This is a genomic window from Bowmanella yangjiangensis (genome assembly GCF_018531185.1).
GTDB classification, from domain to species: Bacteria; Pseudomonadota; Gammaproteobacteria; order Enterobacterales; family Alteromonadaceae; genus Bowmanella; species Bowmanella yangjiangensis.
This window is the reverse complement of record NZ_JAHDJU010000001.1, coordinates 1,975,932-1,997,554: the sequence shown is the minus strand read 5'-3', so window position 1 is coordinate 1,997,554 and position 21,623 is coordinate 1,975,932. Positions and strand designations below refer to the sequence as shown.

The following is a 21,623-nucleotide window of genomic DNA, read 5'->3' as shown; positions in this document are numbered from 1 at the left end:
CGTTGTCATTTATACAATTCAGCTTCATGAGAGGGCATCATGACATCAACCAAACTCAATAAGATCACGCAAGGGCTTAAGCTGGCTCTGGTCGTGGGCGCTACTATCAGTTCTCAGCAACTGATCGCGCAGGAAGCCACCGCAGGCGCGGATGAAAATCTGGAAGTTATTCAGGTTAAAGGACTTAAAGCATCAAGTGTTGCATCTATCAATGCAAAACGCTTTGCCGGTTCTCAGCTTGACGGAATCAGTGCAACAGACATCGGTAAACTACCTGACGTGACAATTTCAGACTCACTTCAGCGTATTTCTGGTGTACAGATTGAACGTGTAGCTGGTGAGGGCGGTCCTGTTCAGATTCGTGGTTTGCCTCAAATTGATACCACCTTTAACGGTGAAGTCTTCTTGAGCGCTACTACTATCGATTCATCAGGCGCAGATTTTAGTGACCTTCCTTCTCAGTTGTTCTCTGGCGTTGACGTTTACAAGTCAAGCGAATCCAAATTGAGTGGCGCGGGCATCTCTGGTTCCATCAACCTGAAGAGCAGACGTCCATTTGATATGGAAGAAGGTTACACCTTTAACGTCGGTGCTGAAGCTTCCAGAGGTTCAATTACTAAAGAAACTGACCCGCTTTTGAATGGTTTGGTTGCCTATAACAACGGCAAGTTTGGCGTGCTGTTTTCTGCAGTCAAGTCAGACTCTAACCTGGCTACTGACTACAATGGTTACTTCGATACATCAGAAAATGGTGGTATCGGTGCTACCAATAACAACTATACTTGGGGTGCAAACGGTTCTGGCGAATCACGTCGTCACGTAGTACCTCAAGGTTTCTCTGCCTTTAATAAGACTGAGCAGCGCAAGCGTACTGCTTTCCAGTTATCAGCACAGGCAGATCTGGGTGAAGGCTTCGAATTAACATTTGATGCGTTCTATACAGACCAGGACCGTTTCAATAACCGTAGCGGTTTCTCGCACAACAACCGTTGGTACACCTTTAACGATTACGCTTACGCAACAAGCGATGGCTGGACTGGCGACACCTTTACTGATGCTGACGGCAATACCTGGGAAGGTGTCAACAAGTACGACCTGAAATCCTGGCGTATGCAATCATTTACCCAGGTAAACAACAACTACGAAACATCCGAAAACTACAGCTTAGATCTGAAATATGATCACGGCGGTGCGTTAACCGGTAACTTCCGTATGACCCAAGCCAAAGCCACTGCCAGCATGCGCCATGGTTATGGTGAAGGCGATATCATGAGTATCGATAAGGGCTCTTTGGTAACCGGCCCAGGTCAGTTTGCGCCAGCAGAATACTGTGTAAACGGTGAAGATATTGTTGGTTCAGCAGGTGGCTGTTATGCCTATTTCTCTCCTGGTGGTATTCAGGATAGTTTTATCCTTACTGTTGACCAGTCTGGTGAGCATCCAAACTTCAGCGGCTTTGACCAAATGGTTAATGGTGGTCAGGGCGTAATGTCCGTTGCTGATTACATGAAGTCCATTGATTCTTACCATATCGGTGCGTTCTCTTCTGAGGGCAACACGGATAAAGAAGGTGAAATTGATACCTACAGCACCAAGTGGAACTACAAGCTGGAGAATGATTTCATCACCAGTATTGATGTCGGTGCACGCTTCATGCAGCGTTCTGTTGACGTAGATACCTTTGACTACATGTCTACCTACGGTGGTGGTTGTGATATCGCACAATGGAAGGCGGTTGACCAATATTACAGCACAACTGGTAACTTCGACTGTACCGGCGTACAAGGTACCGGTGAGTACCTGACCGCAGAAGGCGTTGGCCTTGACGGTACCGTTCACGGTCAGGCTGGTGATTGGGTACCTTACACCCTATTGCCACCGACTCGTCTGGATCACCATACCACAGTATCCTGGCAGACCAACTTTGGTAATGTCGGCGGTATCCCAGGTGTTTGGGTAATCGACCCAAGCAACTTCAAGGATCCAAAGGCTTACCATGAGCGTGTATTCGGCAACGTAGTGCGTGTTGAAAAGCCTGGTGACTCTTATGATGTAGAACTGGAAGAAGTCAGCTACTTCGTTCAGGGTAACTTCGCATTTGGTGATTTCACCGGTAACTTGGGTATGAAGGTTGTTGAAACCGACCTGTTTGTACGTCAAAACGTGACTGGTCCTTCCCTGCCGCACAGTGGTACTGCAGCTGACGAAGGCGACGAAGTGTATGAGCGTAGCTACACCGATTACCTGCCCTCTTTCAACTTAGCTTATGCTGCTACTGATGATGTGATTTTGCGTGCAGCTTGGGCGAAGAACATGCAGGCCTTGAATCTGTCTGCATGGGGCGGCGGTAAGACTGTTGGTAAGACCATCGACGGTAGCTGTGACTGCTTGCGTGTAAGAAACGGTACTCTGACTGGTAACCCTAGCCTGAATCCATGGCGCTCGGAGAACCTGTCTTTCAGTGCTGAATGGTATGCAGGTTCTGCGTCAATGGCTTATGCGTCACTGTTCAAGATTGATATCGAGAGCTTCACGCAAGGCGGTACAGTGATGATCGATGAGCCGGATGATGACGGTGTACGTCGTGGTCCATGGCCTTTCTCTACTCAGGTTCAAGGTAACGGTGGTTACGTAAGAGGTATGGAACTGGGTGGTAAGCTTGCCATGAGCGACATCACTGATGCAGACTTCCTGTCAAACTTCGGCTTGGATGTTAACTATACTTACAGTGACAGTAAACAGGATGATAAAGGTGTAACCGGCGAAGATCTGCCATTCATTGGTATGTCTAAGAACACTTACAACCTGGTATTGTGGTACGAGCAAGAAGAGTTCTCCGTGCGTTTAGCTTATAACTCACGTAGTCCTCGCTTGGTTACTGCAGGTAACGCAGGTACAGGTGGTCAAGCGCTTTATCAAGATGATTATGCGCAGTTAGACTTCAACGCAACGTACAACTTCAATGAAAACATCAGCTTCTATGTGAACGGTGCAAACCTGACTGAAGAGTTCCAGCAAACTTACTTGGAATTCCCAGACCAGAAAGCGTTCCAGAACGTTTATGAAGCACGTTGGACCATTGGTACACGTATGACCTTCTAATTGGAAAGTCAGTAAAAAAGCCGCCCTTAGTGGCGGCTTTTTTTATACACTCCCCCATGAATATAATGTCAGCTGGCAGAGTCTTGGATAGTCTAGATGAAAGTAACTCAACCCTTCATTCAAAAGATCGTTATTGTTGGTGGTGGCACCGCTGGTTGGATGGCGGCCGCAACGTTGGGAAACATTTTTAAAGATTCAAAAGATGTTGAAATTGAGCTCGTAGAATCTGATGAAATCGGCATCATCGGCGTAGGTGAAGCTACCATTCCTCCCCTGATCACCATATTGGAAAAGCTGGGCATTGACCTAGTGGATTTTATCCAGAATACCCAAGCTACTTTTAAACTGGGTATTGAATTTGCTGACTGGAAAGCTTTACAACACAGTTACTTCCATCCATTTGGGACCTTGGGTGCGTCTATTGATGGGCATGATTTTTACCAATGTTGGTTTAGAACCACACAGACGGACAATACCAGCGAACTTATGGATCATTCGCCGGAAGCCCAGTTAGCAAAGCTAAATCGTTTTTTTGTCCCACACCAGTGCATCAATACCCCGTTAGCAAAAACAAAGTTTGCTTTGCATCTGGACTCCGCACTTGCAGGTCAATATCTTCGCCGCTTTGCTGAAGAGCGCGGAGTTAAACGAACTGTGGGTACAGTGGAGCATGCTATCAGCCCAAACAAACAAATTATTAGTCACATTACATTAAGTGACGGTCGTAAAATTTCTGCTGACTTTTTTATCGATTGTACTGGCTTTAAAGGGGTACTGATTGAGCAAAGCTTGAATGCAGGCTACGAAGATTGGTCTGATTTTCTGCCATGCAACAAAGCCGTCACGGTTCAAACAGAAAACACTGATACGATAAGACCTTATACGCTGGCAACGGCAAGAGAAGCTGGCTGGACCTGGAATATCCCCCTTCAACATAGAACCGGTAATGGCTATGTTTACTGCGATAAATTTATCAGTGATGAACAGGCGATGGATACACTTTTTGGTTGTATTGAGGGTAAGCCCATCAATCAACCTCGAGTGATCCCCTTCTCCACCGGTTTGCGCAAACAACCATGGAAAGGAAACTGCCTGTCTTTGGGACTGGCACAGGGATTTTTGGAGCCACTGGAATCAACCGCCATTCACTTGGTATCACGGTCACTACAATTATTTGTTCGTATGTTTCCGACCAAAACGCCTAATGGTCTGTTAATTGATGAGTTTAATCGAAGACTTAAGCAGGATTACGAAGAGATAAGGGATTTTCTGATTTTGCACTATTGCACAACAGAGCGCACTGATACTGAATTTTGGCGCTGGTGTCAGCAGATGCCGTTACCAGAATCCTTAAAGAATAAAATTGATTTTTTCTCCTTGTCAGGGGGCATCATTCCCAGTGTGGAAGAGCTATTCCAACCGACCAGTTGGTATTCGGTATTTGACGGTATGGGAGTGCGCCCACAATGCGCTAATCCGACGGTCAATGCGTTGGATGCAGATAAACTGGCCTTGAGTTTGCGCGCCGGCAGTAATGCTATTCGCGATGCCGCGTTAAAACAGCCAGAACATAAGCATTTTATTCGTGAGTATTGTCAGGCTGAAGCGCCAGACAAGTTGATGTAAGCAGGTATCATATGAATCAAACTCACCATGTCAGAACAATAGCTATTGTTGGTGGCGGGACTGCTGGTTGGATGGCAGCCGCTGCATTTAGTCAGCATTTTAAAAACATGGGCGTGTCTATTACGCTGGTTGAATCATCTCAGATAGGTACAGTTGGTGTTGGGGAGGCGACTATCCCGACCTTGAGGCGCTTTTATCAAAAGCTGGGATTCAGCGATCTAGATGTTTTAAAGGCATCAGCGGGCACTTGTAAGCTGGGAATTGAGTTTAGGGATTGGTACCAAGAAGGCACTGCATTTATTCACCCCTTTGGGCTTTTTGGTCTAGGTACAAAAGAGGTACCTTTTCACAATTATTGGCTACGGGCGAAGCAAGCAGGCGAAGTACCGCCCTTAGAAAAGTTCTCGCTGGGCGTACAGCTAGCTACCCATGATAAGTTTACGTTGCCTGCCGCCAAGCCGAATAACCAGCTTGAGATCTTTGACTGGGCACTGCATTTCGATGCCGCCTTATTTGCTAAATTGATGCGCCAGTACGCTCAAGAGCATGGTGTACAACTTATTGATAAAGAAATAACGCTGGTTAATTTGGATGAAAATAAATCGCGTATTGATTCAGTGCAGTTTGACGATAATTCGACGTTGGCGGCCGATCTCTTTATCGATTGCTCTGGATTTACGTCTCTACTGTTAGGCCAGGCCCTGGGCGTTGGTTATCAGGATTGGAGTGAATGGCTTCTATGCGATAGTGCTGTGGCCGTACAAAGTGAAATTGTTGGACAACCGCCATCTCGCACATTAGCCACCGCCAGGGATGCCGGTTGGCAGTGGACAATTCCACTTCAGCATCGCCAGGGTAATGGGTACGTTTATTGTAGTCGTTTTATTGACTCAGAGAGTGCCAAACAAACCCTTATAGACAACATAGAAGGCAAACTTCTACACGAACCCCGACGGTTTAATTTCGTACCAGGTAGACGTGCTAAAGCCTGGCAAGGCAACTGTATTGCCATAGGGCTGTCATCAGGCTTTTTAGAGCCATTGGAGTCCACCAGTATTGCACTGGTTGAAACTGCCATTGAAAAAGTGCTACTGACTTTCCGTACAAAGGAGTTCAACGACGACGATGTGCAGCGCTTTAATGAAGTAACGGCATTGGAATATGAACGCGTGCGAGACTTCATTATCTTGCATTACAAAGCCAATCAACGGACTGGCTTACCTTTGTGGGATTTCTGTCGGAATATGGCGTTGCCTGATATGTTGCGGGATAAGCTCGACAGATATCTTTCAACTGGAGAAGTCATTACCTATCCCTGGGAAATATTCGGTCGCGATAGCTGGTTGGCCATTTTTAACGGGTTTAAATTGTACCCACAGCGCTATCACGCAAGGGCAGACAATATGCCGATGGATTATTTACGAGAACACCTTAGCTTCATGCAGAAGCAGGTGGCCGGTTGGGTCGACAACGCACCGTCGCATGGCGAGTTTCTTAAGACCTATTGTCAGTATGATGGATAGTAAAAAGGGAAGTTCTCACTTCCCTTTTATACTCATAAGGCACTATTCGCTCTCTTTGGGCGGCACTGCTTTGCAATGTCTGTCAATGAAAGCCTGATGGCTTATTACCTGAGAGGCAGCGCCCTGAATAGAGTTTTTCATTTGCTGTAAGTTTTTTATCAGCATTTCTGAACTAGCGACTGTCGCCCTAATATCGACGCTATCTGGGACTACGCCAAAAGCGTTGTACATGGTCAACCAACTAGATGGCTCAAAAGATTCAGTTTCATGCTCAATTAAATGGCCACAACTCTGATACAAGCCAAGCTTATGCTTCAAACTGTCTGGAATATCGGCGTTGCGACATTGCAACCAAAACGGTGAGTCATCGCGCTCTGAGAGCTTGTAATGCAAAATCAGGAAATCACGAATATGTTCCATCTCGCTATTGTGAAGACGGTTAACCTCAGCAATATTGAATTGGTTAAACGAAGCATCGGGAAAGAACGTAAGTAACTTCGCTATGGCCGTTTGAATCAAAGAAATACTGGTAGATTCCAATGGCTCTAAAAAGCCTGACGCCAGCCCCAACGCGAAGCAGTTTTTATTCCAGATGTTTTTACGTCGGCCCGGCGTAAAACGGAAATGTCGTGGTGCATTGATTACCCGGCCCTCAATATTAGCAAGCAACAATTGCTCTGCGTCGTCATTTGACTCAAAGCGACTGGCATAGATATAACCATTGCCCATTCTGTGCTGCAAAGGAATACGCCATTGCCAGCCATTTTCTCTTGCAATGGAACGAGTATAGGGCGTTGGCTCGCCAACCAGCTCACTTTGAACAGCCACTGCGGCGTCACAAAAAAGCCACTGACTCCAATCTTCATACCCTGTATTTAGTGCCTGCTCAATCAGTAATCCTTTGAAGCCAGTGCAGTCGATAAAAAATTGTCCTTCAATTATCTGTCCATCTTTAAGCTGCAGAGATTGAATGAAGCCATCCTCAGGATTTAAATTTACTTCCTCGACCTCGCCATCAATCCACTTAACTCCCAGCTTCATACTGAAAGTTTTTAAATATGCAGCATATAGACTGGCATCAAAATGATAGGCATAGGAGTAGTCAGCTAGTGGTGATGGCGGATTGGGATGAGGCTGAGCAAACTTATTCTGTCTGGCTAGTTGTATTGGAAAACTGTAATCCGTGAGATCAAGCTGTGTCCCTTGGGTATTCAGATGGTGTATATAGTGATGAAAAGCAACATGTTGCATTTCCATACCGTAATCTGCGAAGGGATGAAAAAACGTCCCACCTACCCTGTTCCAGTTTTCAAATTGGATCCCCAATTTAAAACTAGCCTGTGTCGCCTTAATTAGTTCAACTTCATCAATACCCAAGTTTCGGTTGAAATCAACAATACCGGGTATCGTTGCCTCTCCCACTCCCACGGTACCAATTTGGGATGATTCAACTAAGGTTATAGTCGCCTGTCTACCTTCAAAGAACTTGGCTAGGCTGGCTGCCGCCATCCAGCCAGCAGTGCCGCCACCGACGATCACTATGTTTTTAATATTATTCATACTTACACAATTGATTAGTTCTGTTGGAATACCCGGACTGCTAATCCGGGCCATGATATACAACTGTATAGTTGATGAAATCCGGCCACGTGAGCCGGACCAATAAATGTAGGGTTAAAAGCAAGTTTCACTAAACAAATGAATATGGCAAACACTGCGTTTAATTCTCTGTAGCATCTAATTTACCGCAAAGCTGGCGTTTCTTCTGTTCCATGTGCCACCAAGTAGAAAAATGTGATCAACCCTTTCTATCTCAGTTAACATACAGTGACAGCGCTGTCATTGTAAAGTGTAAACACGGGCCTAAGCACCATACCTTTGATTTAACACAACTACATGCTTTCTGCGATGTATGCCTTCATTCCTCTTACCAGATCTTGATTGCGCGCACCCAGGGCAAGTTTGTGTGCCTCTTCTAAATGAGGCATCGGGTCTTTACCGCCAAAAACATAGTGTTCATATAGCGCTTTCCAAGCTTCCTTTTCTCGTTGGGGTAATCGACCTATAGCAAGAATGCCATGCAGCATGGAAGCAAAGGGTACCGCATTCCTTTCAGCCAATTCACGCCACCAGAAATTTACTAGCATATTAACCGGCGCTAAGGATTGCACGGCGTGCCACCAAAGACTTGGAATATATATAGCGTCACCGGCTGCAAGCTCGGCCGTTTTAGCACTTGCCAGCGCATCTTTGAATTTTGGATAGCGGGTAAAGTCCGGATTAGCTAAGTCAACCATGCTGATGGACTGTCCGGCCGGGTTGAAGTCTAGGGGGCCAATATATAGGTTGCTCACTTGTTCGGGGGGAATAAGGTAAACCTACGCTTACCTTTGACAACACAGGCCAGATTGTCAGGCTCATCGTAATGAGCGGCGATGGATACCCGATTTCCCAACCAGATCTTTTGCTGTGCCTGTGATTCATCAAATCCCTGCATGTCGCTTGTATAAAACAGCCGACCTCTGTCTTCTGCTCGCCCTCTCATTAAAGTTACTATAGCTTTCGAGTTGGCTAATCCCTGCAAATAAATTAATAGATCAGTGTTATTCGTCCCCACTGAAGGCCAATGGGATACCAAATTTCTAATCACTAATGGTCGTTCCCGACCTTCGAGTAACAACCTAAGACAGCTTATGGTTGAACTTTCCATAGTTTCAATACTATCCATTGTTTCCTTTTCCCTGAGCTAGGCTGATGACATTTGCCTCCATCAGACCTAAAAATCAAATTCCATTAAAATTCATTGTCTATTAGCTAGTCGCACCTGGAATCCAAACAAAACATTTGCAAGACAATACATCTTTGTTAACATAAATGACAGCGTTGTCATAAACAAAAAATATACAGCCTGAGTCGGGTTGAATAGCAACATAAAGGATTGTCTCTTGTCTGGATTTAAACTATCTCAAATTGCCATTGGTCTCTCTATGCTTGGTGGAATTGCAACCGCACAAGCATCCACGTTGAACCAAGCACAGCTAAACAATCTTGCTCAAGATCTGCATGTTAGTTACCAGGTTATTGACAATGTGAATGCTCAAGGTTGCGATAATAAAATTGGCGGCGGTAAGTGCTTTGATGCCCGCATTAGTTTGAAGGCGTCACAAGATTTCTCCTCAGCAAACTGGCAGCTTTACTTTAGCCATACGACCCCTATTCAAAAGGATAGCAGTGAGCTATTTGATATCACCCATGTCAATGGTGACTTGCATATCATCAAGCCTTCAGCTGCATTCAACGGTTTCAAAGCCGGTCAGGTTTACGATATTCCTTTTAAAGGCACTTTCTGGCACGCATCGGCTTCCGATCAGATGCCCAACTACTTTGTGGTAGCCGATGGCTTAAAACCAGCCATTATTGAAAGCACCAGGGAAGTCAAAGACCAGGATAGTCAGCTTACCTACAATCAACATGTGGCTCCGCTTAGCAAACCTGAGCAGTATCGACGTAGCCAGGAGGATAGCTTGCCCTTGGCTGACGCCCAGTGGCTTTACAGCCATTATGAGGATATCAATTCTGCTCAGTCTCCTGCGCACGCCGCAAGGATTATCCCTGCCATCAGTGCCGTACAATTAGACGGTGCAAGTGTTGACCTAAGCGGTGGTATCGCGGTTAAGCAATCCGACGTCATTGCGCATGCATTAGAATATCTTGATGCTCGTGGTATTACCGTTAATCAAAATGGTGTTGCGGTTAGTTTTGTCGATGATCAAAGTCTTGCTACCGATGCTTACCATCTTAAGGTTAGCGACAAGGGTATTCAGGTGACCTCAGCCAGTGGCAGCGGCCGCTATTACGCCTTAATCACCCTGGCTACCCTGGCACAGGATGCTAAGGTTCCCAGTGGCCAATATCAGGATCAGCCCAGATACCCGTTCCGCGGAATGCACCTTGATGTCTCACGCAACTTCCACAGTAAGGACATGGTACTGAGACTGTTGGACCAAATGGCCAGCGTTAAGCTTAACAAATTGCATTTCCACCTGGCAGATGATGAAGGCTGGCGCTTGGAAATTCCTGGGTTACCAGAGCTTACGGAGATCGGCGCCTATCGCTGTTACGACCCAACAGAAACACAGTGTCTGCAGCCCCAATTAGGTGCGGGACCTAACCGGGATGCACCGGGTAATGGCTATTACAGTGTGGCCGATTACCAGGAAATATTGGCTTATGCTAAAGCTCGTCATATCGAAGTCATTCCTTCATTAGATATGCCCGGCCATTCCCGCGCCGCAACTCGCTCCATGATGGCCAGATACAATAAATTTATGCAGCAGGAAAAGCCTGAACTGGCCAATGAATATTTACTCACCGACTTACAAGACACCACAGTCTATTCATCGGTGCAGTTTTACAATGACAACACTATCAACCCCTGCTTGCCTTCTTCTTATCGCTTCGTCAGCAAGGTGCTGAATGAAATTAACAAGATGCATCAGGACGCAGGAATGCCTCTCAATCGCTACCATATTGGTGCCGATGAGACCGCAGGTGCGTGGAAAGAGTCCCCGGCCTGTGCTGATATCATCGCTGAAAACAATATGGATGATCCTGAGCAGTTAACGGCCTATTTCGTAGAAAAGGTGACCAAGATTGTTAATGCCATGGGGATCACCGCAGGCGCCTGGAGCGATGGCTTAAGCCATGTTGAGCAGGAAAAACTGGCACCACGTATTCAAGCTAACATATGGGATGCGCTGTTCTGGCAAGGTCACAACCGCGCGCAGGATTTCGCTAACCGCGGCTGGGACGTGGTGCTGTCCATTCCTGACGCCTTATATTTTGACTTTCCTTATGCACTGGATCCGCTAGAGCCAGGTTATTACTGGGCCTCACGCAATACCGACAGCTTTAAGGTGTTCCGTTTTATGCCGGATAACTTACCTGCCCATGCAGAGTTTTGGCCAAATCGAATGGGTACCCCTTTCACTGCCAAAGACGACTCACCTCTCAAACCTGGTGCCAGTTTCTTAGGCATGCAAGGACAGCTTTGGAGTGAAACGGTAAGAGACGACAATCGTACCGAATTTATGATTTATCCGCGCCTGCATGCCATGGCCGAACGCGCATGGCACAAAGCAGATTGGGAATTGGCCTATGAAGCAGGACGAGAGTACGGCCCCGCTACTGATTACTTTGGTAGCGCACAGGAAACCGGCTTACGCAAGGATTGGGCTGGCTTCAGTCAGGCATTGGTAAGCAAATACCTTCCGGCGATGGTCGACAAAGTGATGTTCCGGTTGCCCCCTCCGGGTGCCAAAGTGGTTGAGGGAACTTTGTATGCCAATACCTTGTGGCCGGGGTTACAAATTGAGTATCGCCAAGTTAACGGTGTGTGGACGGTCTATCAAGGGCCGGTCAAAGTTCAGGGTAAAGTGGAACTGCGCTCTCGCTTACCAGGTATGCAACGCAGTAGTCGCATCACACTGGTGAATTAAAGATGAAAAAACTTTACCAAATGATTACAAAACAAAATGACAACGCTGTCATTTCTTTGATAGGCTACGGTTTCGCTGGTCAACCTGTAATGGGCATGACCTGTTCCGATTTGTTAGAAGGTAATGTGTAAATGAAGAGGCTGGAAAATCTCTACCTCGGTATTGACGGTGGTGGCAGTAAATGCAAAGTGCTGCTAACAGATGAACAGGGACAGGCACTCGGTACAGGTATCTCTGGTCCGGCCAACCCAAATCAGGGGCTGGACTTAGCCATTAATTCCATTATGGATGCCACTGAACAAGCCCTGCATGCGGCAGGCCTAGCTTCAAGTACGGTTGACCAACTTATTGTAGGCGCAGGATTGGCCGGTGTTAACCTGCCCAAATATCGCGTGATGCTGGAGCAGTGGGACCACCCTTTTGCTCAGTTCCACATTACCACCGACTTGCAAATAGCTTGCATGGGGGCGCATAACGGCATGGATGGAGCTGTTATTATCGCCGGTACCGGTTCAATAGGTATGGTTAATGTTAACGGCCATACCCACGAATTTGGCGGCTACGGGTTTAGTGTCGGCGATCAAGGTAGCGGCGCCTGGATGGGCATTACCGCTATCAAGCAGACCTTGCAAGCCCTGGATGGCTTGTTACCAAATAGTGAACTATCACAGCGCGTATTAGATTTCACCCAATGCAAAAATGCCCAAGAGTTGGCACAGCAAATGGCGAATCTTAAGCCATCCGCTTATGCCAAGCTGGCGCCATTGGTTATTGAACAGGCCGCGGTTAAAGACACCCTGGCGCTGGATATCGTATTAAACGGGGCGGATTACATCAGCCGTTTAGCGCGAAAACTGTTAACCTACAACCCGCCCAGATTGTCGATGATCGGCGGTCTGGCACCACGCATCCAACCTTGGCTGGACGAAGATGTTCGCGAACGGGTCGAGCCCGCCAAGCAGCCTCCGGAAAACGGAGCAATTTTATTTGCCCAACAACAAGCCTTAGTAAGTGAGAAAGCTTAATGTCAACCAGTATCATGGCTCAAGAAGCCGCTGAAACCCCCAATCGAGTCAGAAGCCAGTTAGTGGATAACCAGGAGGCTTGCTATCAGCTAGGTCAACGTATCCGCTTGTTTGATCCTGCCTTTGTGTTGATGGTGGGACGTGGTTCATCAGATCACGCGGGCGTGTTTGCCAAATACCTGATTGAAATCGAAACAGGTACACCTGTTACCGCTTCCGCCCCCTCTGTGGCTAGTGTTTACGGTAAAGAACTGAAGCTTAAGCAAGCCCTGGTCATTGTTATTTCTCAGTCTGGCCGTAGCCCGGATATCCTGGCCCAGGCTAAAGCAGCCAAAAATGCCGGTGGTTTGGTGGTGGCTTTAGTTAATGACACCACCTCTCCTCTGGCTGAGCTGGTCGATTTCGTGTTGCCTTTAAATGCTGGTGCAGAAAAAGCCGTGGCAGCAACCAAGAGCTATTTGTGTACTCTGAGTGCCTTGTTGCAAATGGTGGCCTACTGGAAGCAGGATAAAGAGTTGATTGCCGCGCTGGAGCAACTGCCAGACGCCCTGCAACAAGCCATCGAAGCGCCTGTTCAGTTGACTGTGGATTTTGTCCGTGACCTGAAACACTGCGTTGTATTGGGTCGTGGTTTTGGTTACGCCATCGCACGTGAATTGGCACTGAAACTGAAAGAAGTATGCAGCGTGCATGCTGAAGCCTTCTCCAGTGCCGAATTCCTGCATGGTCCAGTCACTTTGGTACAGAAGAAACTGGCCGTGGTTGACCTGACTATTGAAGATGAGTCGGTAGAAGCCCACCGTCAACAAATCGAAGAAGTAGGTCGTCGCGGCGCCGTACTGTGCCATATGAACCAAACATCTAAGGATGTCCACCCTCGCCTGGCCCCATTAACCTTACTGCAACGTTTCTATTTAGATGTTGAACAGGTAGCCCAAGAATTGGGTTACGACCCGGACTCACCTGTTGGTCTGAATAAAGTAACGCAAACATTGTAAGAAGGGATATTCATGGCGGTAAGTTACTTAAGCAAATTATTTTTCGATGGTGAGCAGTTGCATCAGGATGCCTGTGTCACAGTAGAAAATGGCAAAGTGGTTTCGCTTGCTCCGCAGGCTGGGGCCGAAACTGTCGAAGTGGACGGCCTGCTGGCCCCCGGCTTTGTGGATGTGCAGGTTAATGGCGGTGGCGGTGTGTTATTTAACACCGACCAATCTGTTCAGGGCCTGACCACTATGTTGAAAGCCCATGCCCGCTTTGGTACTACCGCTATGTTACCTACGCTGATTACCGACGGCTTGGACATAATCCGTCGTGCCGCAGACGGCATGGCCGAAACGATTGCCGCCAATACGCCAGGCATTCATGGTATTCACTTTGAAGGCCCCCACCTGAGTAAACCTAAAAAGGGTATACACAGGGAGCAGTTTATCCGCCCTATCACTGATGCAGAACTTGAACAGTTTTGCCGCAATGATCTGGGTAAAGTGCTGGTCACCCTGGCACCGGAGAATGTGCCTGCAGACATTATCCGTGAACTGGTTCAACGTGGTGTTAAGGTCTGTTTGGGTCATTCCAATGCAGATGTAGATACCACCTTGGCGGCCATAGAAGCCGGTGCGGATGGATTTACCCACCTGTTTAACGCTATGTCAGCCATGACCAGTCGTGAACCAGGTATGGTAGGCGCCGCTTTGGCCAGCGACAGTTACTGTGGATTAATTCTGGATCACTACCACGTACATGCCATCAGTGCTAAAGCGGCCATTAAAGCTAAAGGTATTGAGCGCATTATGTTGGTTACTGACGCCATGGCGCATGTGGGTGCCGAGATGAATGAGTTGCCATTTTTTGACACCACCATTCGCCGCGACGGTGACATGCTGACCATACCCGGCGGCACTCTTGCAGGATCGGCATTGGATATGGCCAGTGCGGTACGTAATTGCCATCGTGATCTGGGCTTTACCATTAGCGACAGCATTCTGATGGCCTCATTGACGCCAGCTCGTTACCTTGGACTTGATAACAAAATTGGTAAGTTGCTCCCAGGTTACCAGGCAGATATGGTACTGCTGGATGAAAACCAGCATGTAAAACAAAACTGGATTGGCGGTCAGGCAATGCTCTGAGCCGCCGGCATCAACAAGTGTGCCGGTGCTTCGGCCTGGCGTTAATCAAAGTGAGAATAAGATGGATACCACAATGAGTAGCCGCGACCTGACCAAAAGCAATGCCATTCCCATGGCCATTGTCGCTGGTCTTTTCTTTATATTGGGCTTTGCAACCTGGCTAAACGGCTCGTTAATGCCGTATTTAAAACAAATTTTTGACCTGACTCCCTTTCAAGCAGCGTTAATTCTGGGCAACTTTTATATTGCCGTTACCTTTACAGCCATTCCCTCAGCCTGGGTTATTCGCAAGGTTGGTTATAAGAACGGCATGGCGCTGGCCATCGGCGGCATGTTATTAGCTGCCCTGCTATACATCCCGGCTGCTGAAACCCAAACCTTCGGCCTGTTCCTGTTTGCCCAGCTATGTATGGGTATTGCCCAAACGCTTCTGCAAACTGCAGTCAACCCCTATGTGGTGCGTTTAGGCCCTGAAGAGTCTGCCGCGGTGCGAGTCAGTATCATGGGTATTCTGAATAAGAGTGCCGGTGTCGTCGCCCCGCTGGTGTTCAGCGCGCTGATTGCCGCTCAATTTACCGGCCTGGTTGGTAAAGAACTGACCGCCGAAGAAGTCACCATGATGGCTGACAGCTTGATTCTGCCTTATCTGGGTATGGCTGCCTTCTTTGGTGTCATTGCCCTGGCTGTTAAGTTCTCCCCTATTCCAGAGCTGGAAGATGGTGATGAAGAGACTGGCGAACAAGGCACAGTAAAAGAAGCACTGCGCCACCCTCATCTGGTTCTGGGTGTGCTGTCGCTGTTTTTCTACGTCGCAGCCGAAGTTATTGCGGCTGATACTATCGGTGCCTACGCACTGTCTTTAGGGGTAGAAAACTACAGTGTCATGACCTCCTACACTATGGTGTGCATGGTGGTGGGTTATGTACTTGGGATCATCCTGATCCCACGGGTTATTTCCCAGCAAAAAGCACTAACCTTCTCGGCCGTACTGGGTATTCTGCTGTCTCTGACCATAGTATTTGGTAGTGCTGAATCAACTGCTCTTGCCGATGCCTTGCTGGTACCTTTTGGTGGTGCGCAGCTACCAAATTCCTTGTTGCTTATTGCTGTGCTGGGTTTGGCCAATGCCATTGTGTGGCCAGCCGTGTGGCCTATGGCACTATCAGGCTTAGGCAAGCTGACTAGCGTTGCATCTGGTTTACTGGTTATGGGTATTGCCGGAGGCGCTTTCGGCCCTATGTTCTGGGGTCTGCTGAGCGGCTCAGGTGATGCAGCCGGTCAGCAGTTTGGCTACATCGTACTCGTACCTTGCTATCTGTTTATTCTGTACTTCGCGGTAGCCGGTCACAAAAAACGTAGCTGGTAAGCAATTCAAATCAAAAGAGCGCGCTCTATATGGCGCGCTTTTTTGTATCAATGTTAAGAGGTGATTCAATGAAACGAGAATTGAGTCTGGATATTTTCAGGGGACTTACCCTGGCCGCCATGATTTTGGTCAATACCCCAGGAAGCTGGTCACATGTTTATGCGCCACTATTACATGCTAGTTGGCACGGCCTAACACCAACCGATCTCATTTTTCCATTCTTTTTGTTTATCGTCGGCGCGGCCATGTTTCATTCCATGGGACGCATTCCTAAGGGCCAAATCCCCTGGGTTAAGATCATTAAACGTACCTTGTTAATGTTCATAATTGGCTTTGCACTGAACATCTATCCCTTTACCGGCGACCCTGAAAACTGGCGCGTTATGGGGGTATTGCAACGCATTGCCCTTTGTTACTTTGTCGGCGCGCTGATTATCTTAAGCCTCAATACCCGCGGCATATGGCTGGCCAGCGCTGGCATATTGATTGGTTATTGGTTGCTTATGCAAATTAATGCCGATCCCTGGTCGCTGGAGCACAACCTGGTTCGCCAACTGGATATGGCAATTATTGGCGCTAACCACCTGTATCAGGGCTTTGGAATGGCTTTTGATCCAGAGGGGTTGCTAAGCTGCCTTCCTGCAACAGTGACGTTGTTGGCCGGTTACCTTACTTCCAGCATGTTATCCGGTTGTTCCACCAATCAGACTAAGATTAAGAACTTGCTCACCTGGGCCGCCATTGCCCTGCTAGCCGGTTTGTTGTGGCATCCTTTACAGCCCATCAATAAAGCCCTGTGGACGGGTTCGTACGTATTAGTAACAGCCGCATTTGCCTGGCTAACCCTGGCACTGATTGTGTACTGCCACGATATCCGCCAGTGGCAGAAAGGATTTCATTGGGCACAGGTTTACGGCAGCAACCCGCTGTTTATCTATGTGTTGTCCTGGTTATATGCCGCAACTCTTGGTCAGGTTATTCGCTTTGAAGTAGACGGCAAGACCATCAGTGCCTATCAGTGGACTTTCGAGTTTTTTAGCGGCTTTATGTCGCAGAAGAACGCATCCTTGCTGTTCGCCTTGATTGCGGTGGGCTTGCTTTACCTGCTGTCTGCCTGGCTGTATAAGCGAAAAATCTTTATCAAACTCTAATTTTTCAATTTACGCCCTGTCATCAGGGCGTTTTTTATTTCACATCCATTTCACGTATTCGGTCTTAAAGTGCGCCTAACTATTTAAGGAGTAGAGATATGCGTCACTTGGTAAAACGTGGAATGATAGTGTTGGTTGCTGGGCTAATTGTCTTAACCGTCATTTGGTACAGTTTTTTTAGATTGTCTCCCTATAACCTCACTGAACAACAGCGTCAGCAAGCATTTTTGCTAAACAACCCAACAGCCGTTTCATTAGAGATGCAACCTATTTCCACCACCGCCTGGGAATTCACCTATATCTCTTTTGATGGTGCGAAGGTGAATGGGCAGTTGCACTATCCTTCTGACCCTGCCGAGCTTACCGGCAAAATACCGGTAATGGTTGGTGTCCATGCCATGGGCAGAAGTCAGATTCGTTGGTGGCAAGATAGCTTCAATGGAAAACCATCCTTAACCCAAGTACATAAGCTAACTCGTATGGCGCTTGAAAAAGGTTATGCCGTTATCGCGATTGATGCCCGGGAACATGGTCAACGTAAAAATCCAGACTATCTTCTTAACGACATCATGTCTGATCTGCATATCTGGGGCGAACGACAAGGTTATGAAGCCATGATCCACGATACGGTTGTGGATCACAGAATGCTGCTTAATTGGATTAGTGCTCAACCGCAATTCGATACACAGCAAGTAAATGTCGCCGGTTACAGTATGGGTGCACAGGTCAGCTTGCTTTTAGCCGCAGTGGATAAACGCGTAAACAAAGTGTTGGCCATAGTCCCGCCCCATATAGACGATAAAACAGCCTTGGTATCTCCGCTGCAATGGCTCAGTGGCCTGAAAGATAATGCGGTTACCCTGATAAGTGCAGATAACGATGAATACGCCAGTCAGGACGACAACCAACGATTATTCGACCTTATCCCTTCAACGTCTAAACAGCACATTCGCCTAAATGCCGGGCATATTCTGCCAGAAGATTACCCCGAGCAGTTGCAGCACTGGTTTTAATCGCCTTCCAGCCACAAAGACAGCGTACCTGCCATGCCATTTCACAGCACTTTCACATACTGGCTGGAATGCTAAGCGTACTAACAAACAGGAGTATTCTTATGAAACCAATACATTTTGCCTTAATGATTTTAGGTTTGCTGCTGAGCAGCGGACTCTATGCTAAACCGCGGGTACTGATGGTGGTAAGCAGCCATGGTGAAATAAACGCCGCAGATGAAATTATCCAGCCTGGTTTTGAATTTGATGAGCTAGCTAAAGTCTATCTTGTATTTACTAGTCATGGTCTTGATGTTGATATCGCCAGTCCGGCAGGTGGCCAGCCGGTTGCAGATAAGTACGACCCAGGCAAAGCGTACAATCAGTCATTTTTAGCCGATCCTAAGGCCAAAACCCTGTTGACCCACAGTTTGAAGTTGGCCGAGCTAGACGCCCAAGATTATCAGGCCGTATTTATCGTGGGTGGTAAAGGACCGATGTTCGATTTGTGGCAGGATAGTAGCTTGCAAGGTCTGATCAGGGATATCTGGGAGAACAACGGAGTGGTTTCTGCCGTTTGCCATGGCCCGGCAGCGTTGGTTGATGTGAAGCTCTCGGATGGCAGCTACCTGGTTGCGGGTAGAAAGGTCAATGGTTTCACCAATCAGGAAGAGGCGGCATTTGGCAAAAAGTGGAAAAAAGACTTCGCCTTTTTGCTGGAAGATAAGTTAAAAGAGCGCGGCGCCTCCTTTGAACGCTCAGCCTTAATGTTGAGCCATGTCAGCGAAGACGACCGTTTAATCACAGGGCAAAACCCCTTCTCCACCGTCGATACCGCATTAGCCGTAGTGACCAAACTGGGTCTGGACATCAAGGTGGCGCCCAACTACACCGACGATAACAGTATTAGGCTGGTGCATGAGATTTTGCAGGGTAAGCTCTATAGCACAGAGCAACTGGCGCAAAATACTCAAGTGCAAGTAGAGCTGATCGGCATGTACGGTTATTATCTTGCCCTATTTGGTGAGCAGGAAAATGACAAGCACAACGCCATCCGAATTATGGAACTGGTGGGCCCGATAATGCAGCATCCGGTACTCGTTATGCAGCTTGCCAAAGAGTACCAGGCATTAGGTAAACACCAGGCTGCTCGCGACAGCTTGCAGGCATTTTTACAAAGCCATCCTGACGCAACCAAAGTACAAGAACTATTGGACCAACTGACATCCAAGCCGGTTGTCAGGTAGCGCCTTCACTTTAGGATACCGCCCTTGAAAATACTGATCGTGGAAGACAACCAGGATATTGCGGCCAATATCGCCGAATACCTGGCGGTGGAGAGCTGGCAACTGGACTTTGCCCACAACGGTCAGTTGGGGCTGCAACTTGCCCTTGAGCATTACTATGATTTGTTGATTCTGGATCTTATGCTGCCAGGTCTGGATGGCTGGCAGCTATGCTCTGAGCTCCGCCGTCAGGCCACTCGGCATATTCCAATCTTGATGTTAACCGCCAGAGACAGCCTGAGCGATAAGGTCAAAGGTTTTGAACTGGGTGCAGATGATTATCTGACTAAACCTTTCGCACTTGAGGAGCTTAAAATGCGTTGTCTGGCTCTGGCCAGACGCCATGAATCCAATCAAGCCCATCAACTCATCTTAGGTCCATTACTGATTGATAAGCGCTCCCAGCAAGTGTGGCGCCAGGGGCAGTTAATCGCGCTTAATCCTATTCCTTATCAAATTTTGCTAATCCTTGCCCAGGCGCACCCCAGAGTCGTCACCCGCAGCGAGCTGATTGAACGGATTTGGCAAGATGAGCCAACAGACTCTGATGCACTGCGCTCCCACATTTATCAATTACGTCAACGGCTGGATAAACCCTTCGAGCAACCGCTCTTGCACACCCAACACCAAATTGGTTTTAGCCTGGAGATCCCGCATGCAGCGGCATAGTGTAAAGTACCGTCTTCTGTTCAGCATCGGGCTTGTCACTTGTCTGACGGCTCTGCTGTTTGGCGTTGTCAGCTTTCTTTTTGCTTACCATGTCGAGGATAAATTTTTTGAACGGGTCCTGGATGATGAAGCGATGCGCTTAAACCAGCGCCCTGGGGCAGAGCCTCATCTACCCTTTATTACCTTATATTCTGATGCCCAGCAGCTGCCCAAAGCATTGCAATTGATTTTGCGAGCAGAGCCCGAGCGCAAAGAAATTGGTCTGGATGATGGCCGTCACTTTCACCTCAAGCAGTTAGATGATGGGCGCTTATTGCTTGCCGAAGTCAGCGATTATCTGGTTGTCAGAAGCATAAAGGGCGAAATGCTGACGTTTTTGCTGCTGTGCCTGTCGCTGGTGCTGGTGTTGTCAATTTCACTGGCCTTGTCTATTGCCAATAGATTACTCAAACCCCTATCCCGTCTGACCCAGACGATAGAAAATACCACAGAAGCAGGCTTACCAAAGGGCTTTGCCAACGCCTACCCCAATAACGAAATCGGCATAATGGCGCATGCATTGGATGCGCAAATGCAGCGAATCAATGCATTTATCCAGCGTGAGCAACAGTTTACCCGTGATATAAGCCATGAACTACGCACGCCGTTGACGGTTTTTGATGGCGCACTGACGTTGTTAAAAGAAACCGCCTTGCAACCAAGACAACAAGAACTGCTTAATCGCCTGGAAGACAATAAAATCAGGATGCAACAATGCCTAGCTGGGTTATTGGCGCTCGCCAGGGAAGAAAATCTGCAATATCAGAATGTACGACTGCAAAATGCACTGGAACACGCCTTACTCCCCTATCTTGACGCATTGGCTCAAGAAAGGCTGAGCCTGAAGATTGACCACAAATTTGAGGTCAGCATTCCCCCCGTTGTGTTAGACATTATTCTGTCAAACCTGATAAACAATGCCATCTCTCATGGTCACGGTGCTTTGGTAATTCATCAGGAGGATCAGAGCCTGTCTATTTTTAATCAGGGGCCGGCCATCAGCGGGGAGTTACAGCCCAACTTATTCGAACCAGGAATAAAGGGTGAGCAAAGCCAGGGCTTAGGTCTTGGTCTGTCTATCGTTAAGCGACTATGTGATCACTATCAGATCGCAATAAGCTGCCAATCTGACCATGAGGGTACCTGTTTTCGCCTGACCTTTGCCACCTTAACCGTCTGACATAAAGTGCGTGAAGCTTCACCTTTTCGCTGCT

Annotated in this window: 14 protein-coding genes and 1 pseudogene; 13 read left to right on the top strand and 2 right to left on the bottom strand. The window is 47.7% G+C overall.

Features of this window, described 5'->3' with window-relative positions:
- Positions 1 to 39 precede the first annotated feature (39 nt).
- The 3 genes from KJY73_RS08885 (at position 40) to KJY73_RS08875 (ending at position 6,251) form a co-directional block, all read left to right on the top strand.
- Complete coding sequence (locus KJY73_RS08885) at positions 40 to 3,102, top strand: TonB-dependent receptor (protein WP_214342946.1); 3,063 nt, start codon at positions 40 to 42, stop codon at positions 3,100 to 3,102.
- Between the two features lie 96 nt (positions 3,103 to 3,198).
- On the top strand, positions 3,199 to 4,728 hold the full coding sequence (locus KJY73_RS08880) for a tryptophan halogenase family protein (RefSeq protein WP_214342944.1): 1,530 nt from the start codon (positions 3,199 to 3,201) through the stop codon (positions 4,726 to 4,728).
- A gap of 11 nt (positions 4,729 to 4,739) precedes the next feature.
- Entirely contained in the window at positions 4,740 to 6,251 is a 1,512-nt protein-coding gene (locus KJY73_RS08875; RefSeq protein ID WP_214342942.1) for a tryptophan halogenase family protein, read from the top strand.
- 42 nt (positions 6,252 to 6,293) lie between these two features.
- On the opposite strand, the gene KJY73_RS08870 is transcribed toward KJY73_RS08875, so the two are convergent.
- Complete coding sequence (locus tag KJY73_RS08870; protein ID WP_214342940.1) at positions 6,294 to 7,811, bottom strand: tryptophan halogenase family protein; 1,518 nt, start codon at positions 7,809 to 7,811, stop codon at positions 6,294 to 6,296.
- 332 nt (positions 7,812 to 8,143) lie between these two features.
- Positions 8,144 to 8,748: pseudogene (locus KJY73_RS08865) on the bottom strand (cupin-like domain-containing protein).
- A 448-nt stretch (positions 8,749 to 9,196) separates the two neighbouring features.
- Here KJY73_RS08865 and KJY73_RS08855 point away from each other — a divergent pair.
- The 10 genes from KJY73_RS08855 (at position 9,197) to KJY73_RS08810 (ending at position 21,589) form a co-directional block, all read left to right on the top strand.
- Positions 9,197 to 11,749 (top strand): family 20 glycosylhydrolase, encoded by a 2,553-nt coding sequence (locus KJY73_RS08855; RefSeq protein WP_214342934.1) that lies wholly within the window; start codon positions 9,197 to 9,199, stop codon positions 11,747 to 11,749.
- A gap of 131 nt (positions 11,750 to 11,880) precedes the next feature.
- On the top strand, positions 11,881 to 12,774 hold the full coding sequence (nagK, locus tag KJY73_RS08850) for an N-acetylglucosamine kinase (protein ID WP_232848432.1): 894 nt from the start codon (positions 11,881 to 11,883) through the stop codon (positions 12,772 to 12,774).
- Positions 12,774 to 13,772 carry a glucosamine-6-phosphate deaminase NagB-II gene (nagB-II, locus tag KJY73_RS08845; RefSeq protein ID WP_206594491.1) on the top strand — a complete coding sequence of 333 codons (999 nt, stop codon included), beginning with the start codon at positions 12,774 to 12,776 and terminating at the stop codon, positions 13,770 to 13,772. The genes nagK and nagB-II overlap by 1 nt, the downstream gene beginning before the upstream one ends.
- A gap of 12 nt (positions 13,773 to 13,784) precedes the next feature.
- The gene (gene nagA / locus KJY73_RS08840; protein WP_214342933.1) at positions 13,785 to 14,906 is read left to right on the top strand and encodes an N-acetylglucosamine-6-phosphate deacetylase; all 1,122 of its coding nucleotides are present in this window, start codon (positions 13,785 to 13,787) and stop codon (positions 14,904 to 14,906) included.
- Between the two features lie 73 nt (positions 14,907 to 14,979).
- Positions 14,980 to 16,272 (top strand): N-acetylglucosamine MFS transporter NagP, encoded by a 1,293-nt coding sequence (gene nagP, locus KJY73_RS08835; RefSeq protein ID WP_232848431.1) that lies wholly within the window; start codon positions 14,980 to 14,982, stop codon positions 16,270 to 16,272.
- 68 nt (positions 16,273 to 16,340) lie between these two features.
- Positions 16,341 to 17,423, top strand: coding sequence for an acyltransferase family protein (locus KJY73_RS08830; protein ID WP_214342921.1), 1,083 nt, complete (start codon positions 16,341 to 16,343; stop codon positions 17,421 to 17,423).
- A gap of 98 nt (positions 17,424 to 17,521) precedes the next feature.
- A complete protein-coding gene (locus KJY73_RS08825; protein WP_214342919.1) occupies positions 17,522 to 18,436 on the top strand; it encodes an alpha/beta hydrolase family protein in 915 nt (304 codons plus the stop codon).
- A 101-nt stretch (positions 18,437 to 18,537) separates the two neighbouring features.
- Positions 18,538 to 19,662, top strand: a complete 1,125-nt coding sequence (locus KJY73_RS08820; protein WP_214342917.1) for a type 1 glutamine amidotransferase domain-containing protein — start codon at positions 18,538 to 18,540, stop codon at positions 19,660 to 19,662.
- A 24-nt stretch (positions 19,663 to 19,686) separates the two neighbouring features.
- Entirely contained in the window at positions 19,687 to 20,370 is a 684-nt protein-coding gene (locus KJY73_RS08815) for a response regulator transcription factor (protein WP_214342914.1), read from the top strand.
- Positions 20,357 to 21,589, top strand: coding sequence for a sensor histidine kinase (locus KJY73_RS08810; protein WP_214342911.1), 1,233 nt, complete (start codon positions 20,357 to 20,359; stop codon positions 21,587 to 21,589). The genes KJY73_RS08815 and KJY73_RS08810 overlap by 14 nt, the downstream gene beginning before the upstream one ends.
- Positions 21,590 to 21,623: the final 34 nt, after the last annotated feature.

What these genes read in the sequence shown, in the direction of transcription:
- KJY73_RS08885 (WP_214342946.1), top strand. Translation starts at nt 40, where the DNA reads ATGACATCAACCAAACTCAATAAGATCACGCAAGGGCTTAAGCTGGCT.
- KJY73_RS08880 (WP_214342944.1), top strand. Translation starts at nt 3,199, where the DNA reads ATGAAAGTAACTCAACCCTTCATTCAAAAGATCGTTATTGTTGGTGGT.
- KJY73_RS08875 (WP_214342942.1), top strand. Translation starts at nt 4,740, where the DNA reads ATGAATCAAACTCACCATGTCAGAACAATAGCTATTGTTGGTGGCGGG.
- KJY73_RS08870 (WP_214342940.1), bottom strand. Translation starts at nt 7,811, where the DNA reads ATGAATAATATTAAAAACATAGTGATCGTCGGTGGCGGCACTGCTGGC.
- nagK (WP_232848432.1), top strand. Translation starts at nt 11,881, where the DNA reads ATGAAGAGGCTGGAAAATCTCTACCTCGGTATTGACGGTGGTGGCAGT.
- nagB-II (WP_206594491.1), top strand. Translation starts at nt 12,774, where the DNA reads ATGTCAACCAGTATCATGGCTCAAGAAGCCGCTGAAACCCCCAATCGA.
- nagA (WP_214342933.1), top strand. Translation starts at nt 13,785, where the DNA reads ATGGCGGTAAGTTACTTAAGCAAATTATTTTTCGATGGTGAGCAGTTG.
- nagP (WP_232848431.1), top strand. Translation starts at nt 14,980, where the DNA reads ATGAGTAGCCGCGACCTGACCAAAAGCAATGCCATTCCCATGGCCATT.
- KJY73_RS08830 (WP_214342921.1), top strand. Translation starts at nt 16,341, where the DNA reads ATGAAACGAGAATTGAGTCTGGATATTTTCAGGGGACTTACCCTGGCC.
- KJY73_RS08825 (WP_214342919.1), top strand. Translation starts at nt 17,522, where the DNA reads ATGCGTCACTTGGTAAAACGTGGAATGATAGTGTTGGTTGCTGGGCTA.
- KJY73_RS08820 (WP_214342917.1), top strand. Translation starts at nt 18,538, where the DNA reads ATGAAACCAATACATTTTGCCTTAATGATTTTAGGTTTGCTGCTGAGC.
- KJY73_RS08810 (WP_214342911.1), top strand. Translation starts at nt 20,357, where the DNA reads ATGCAGCGGCATAGTGTAAAGTACCGTCTTCTGTTCAGCATCGGGCTT.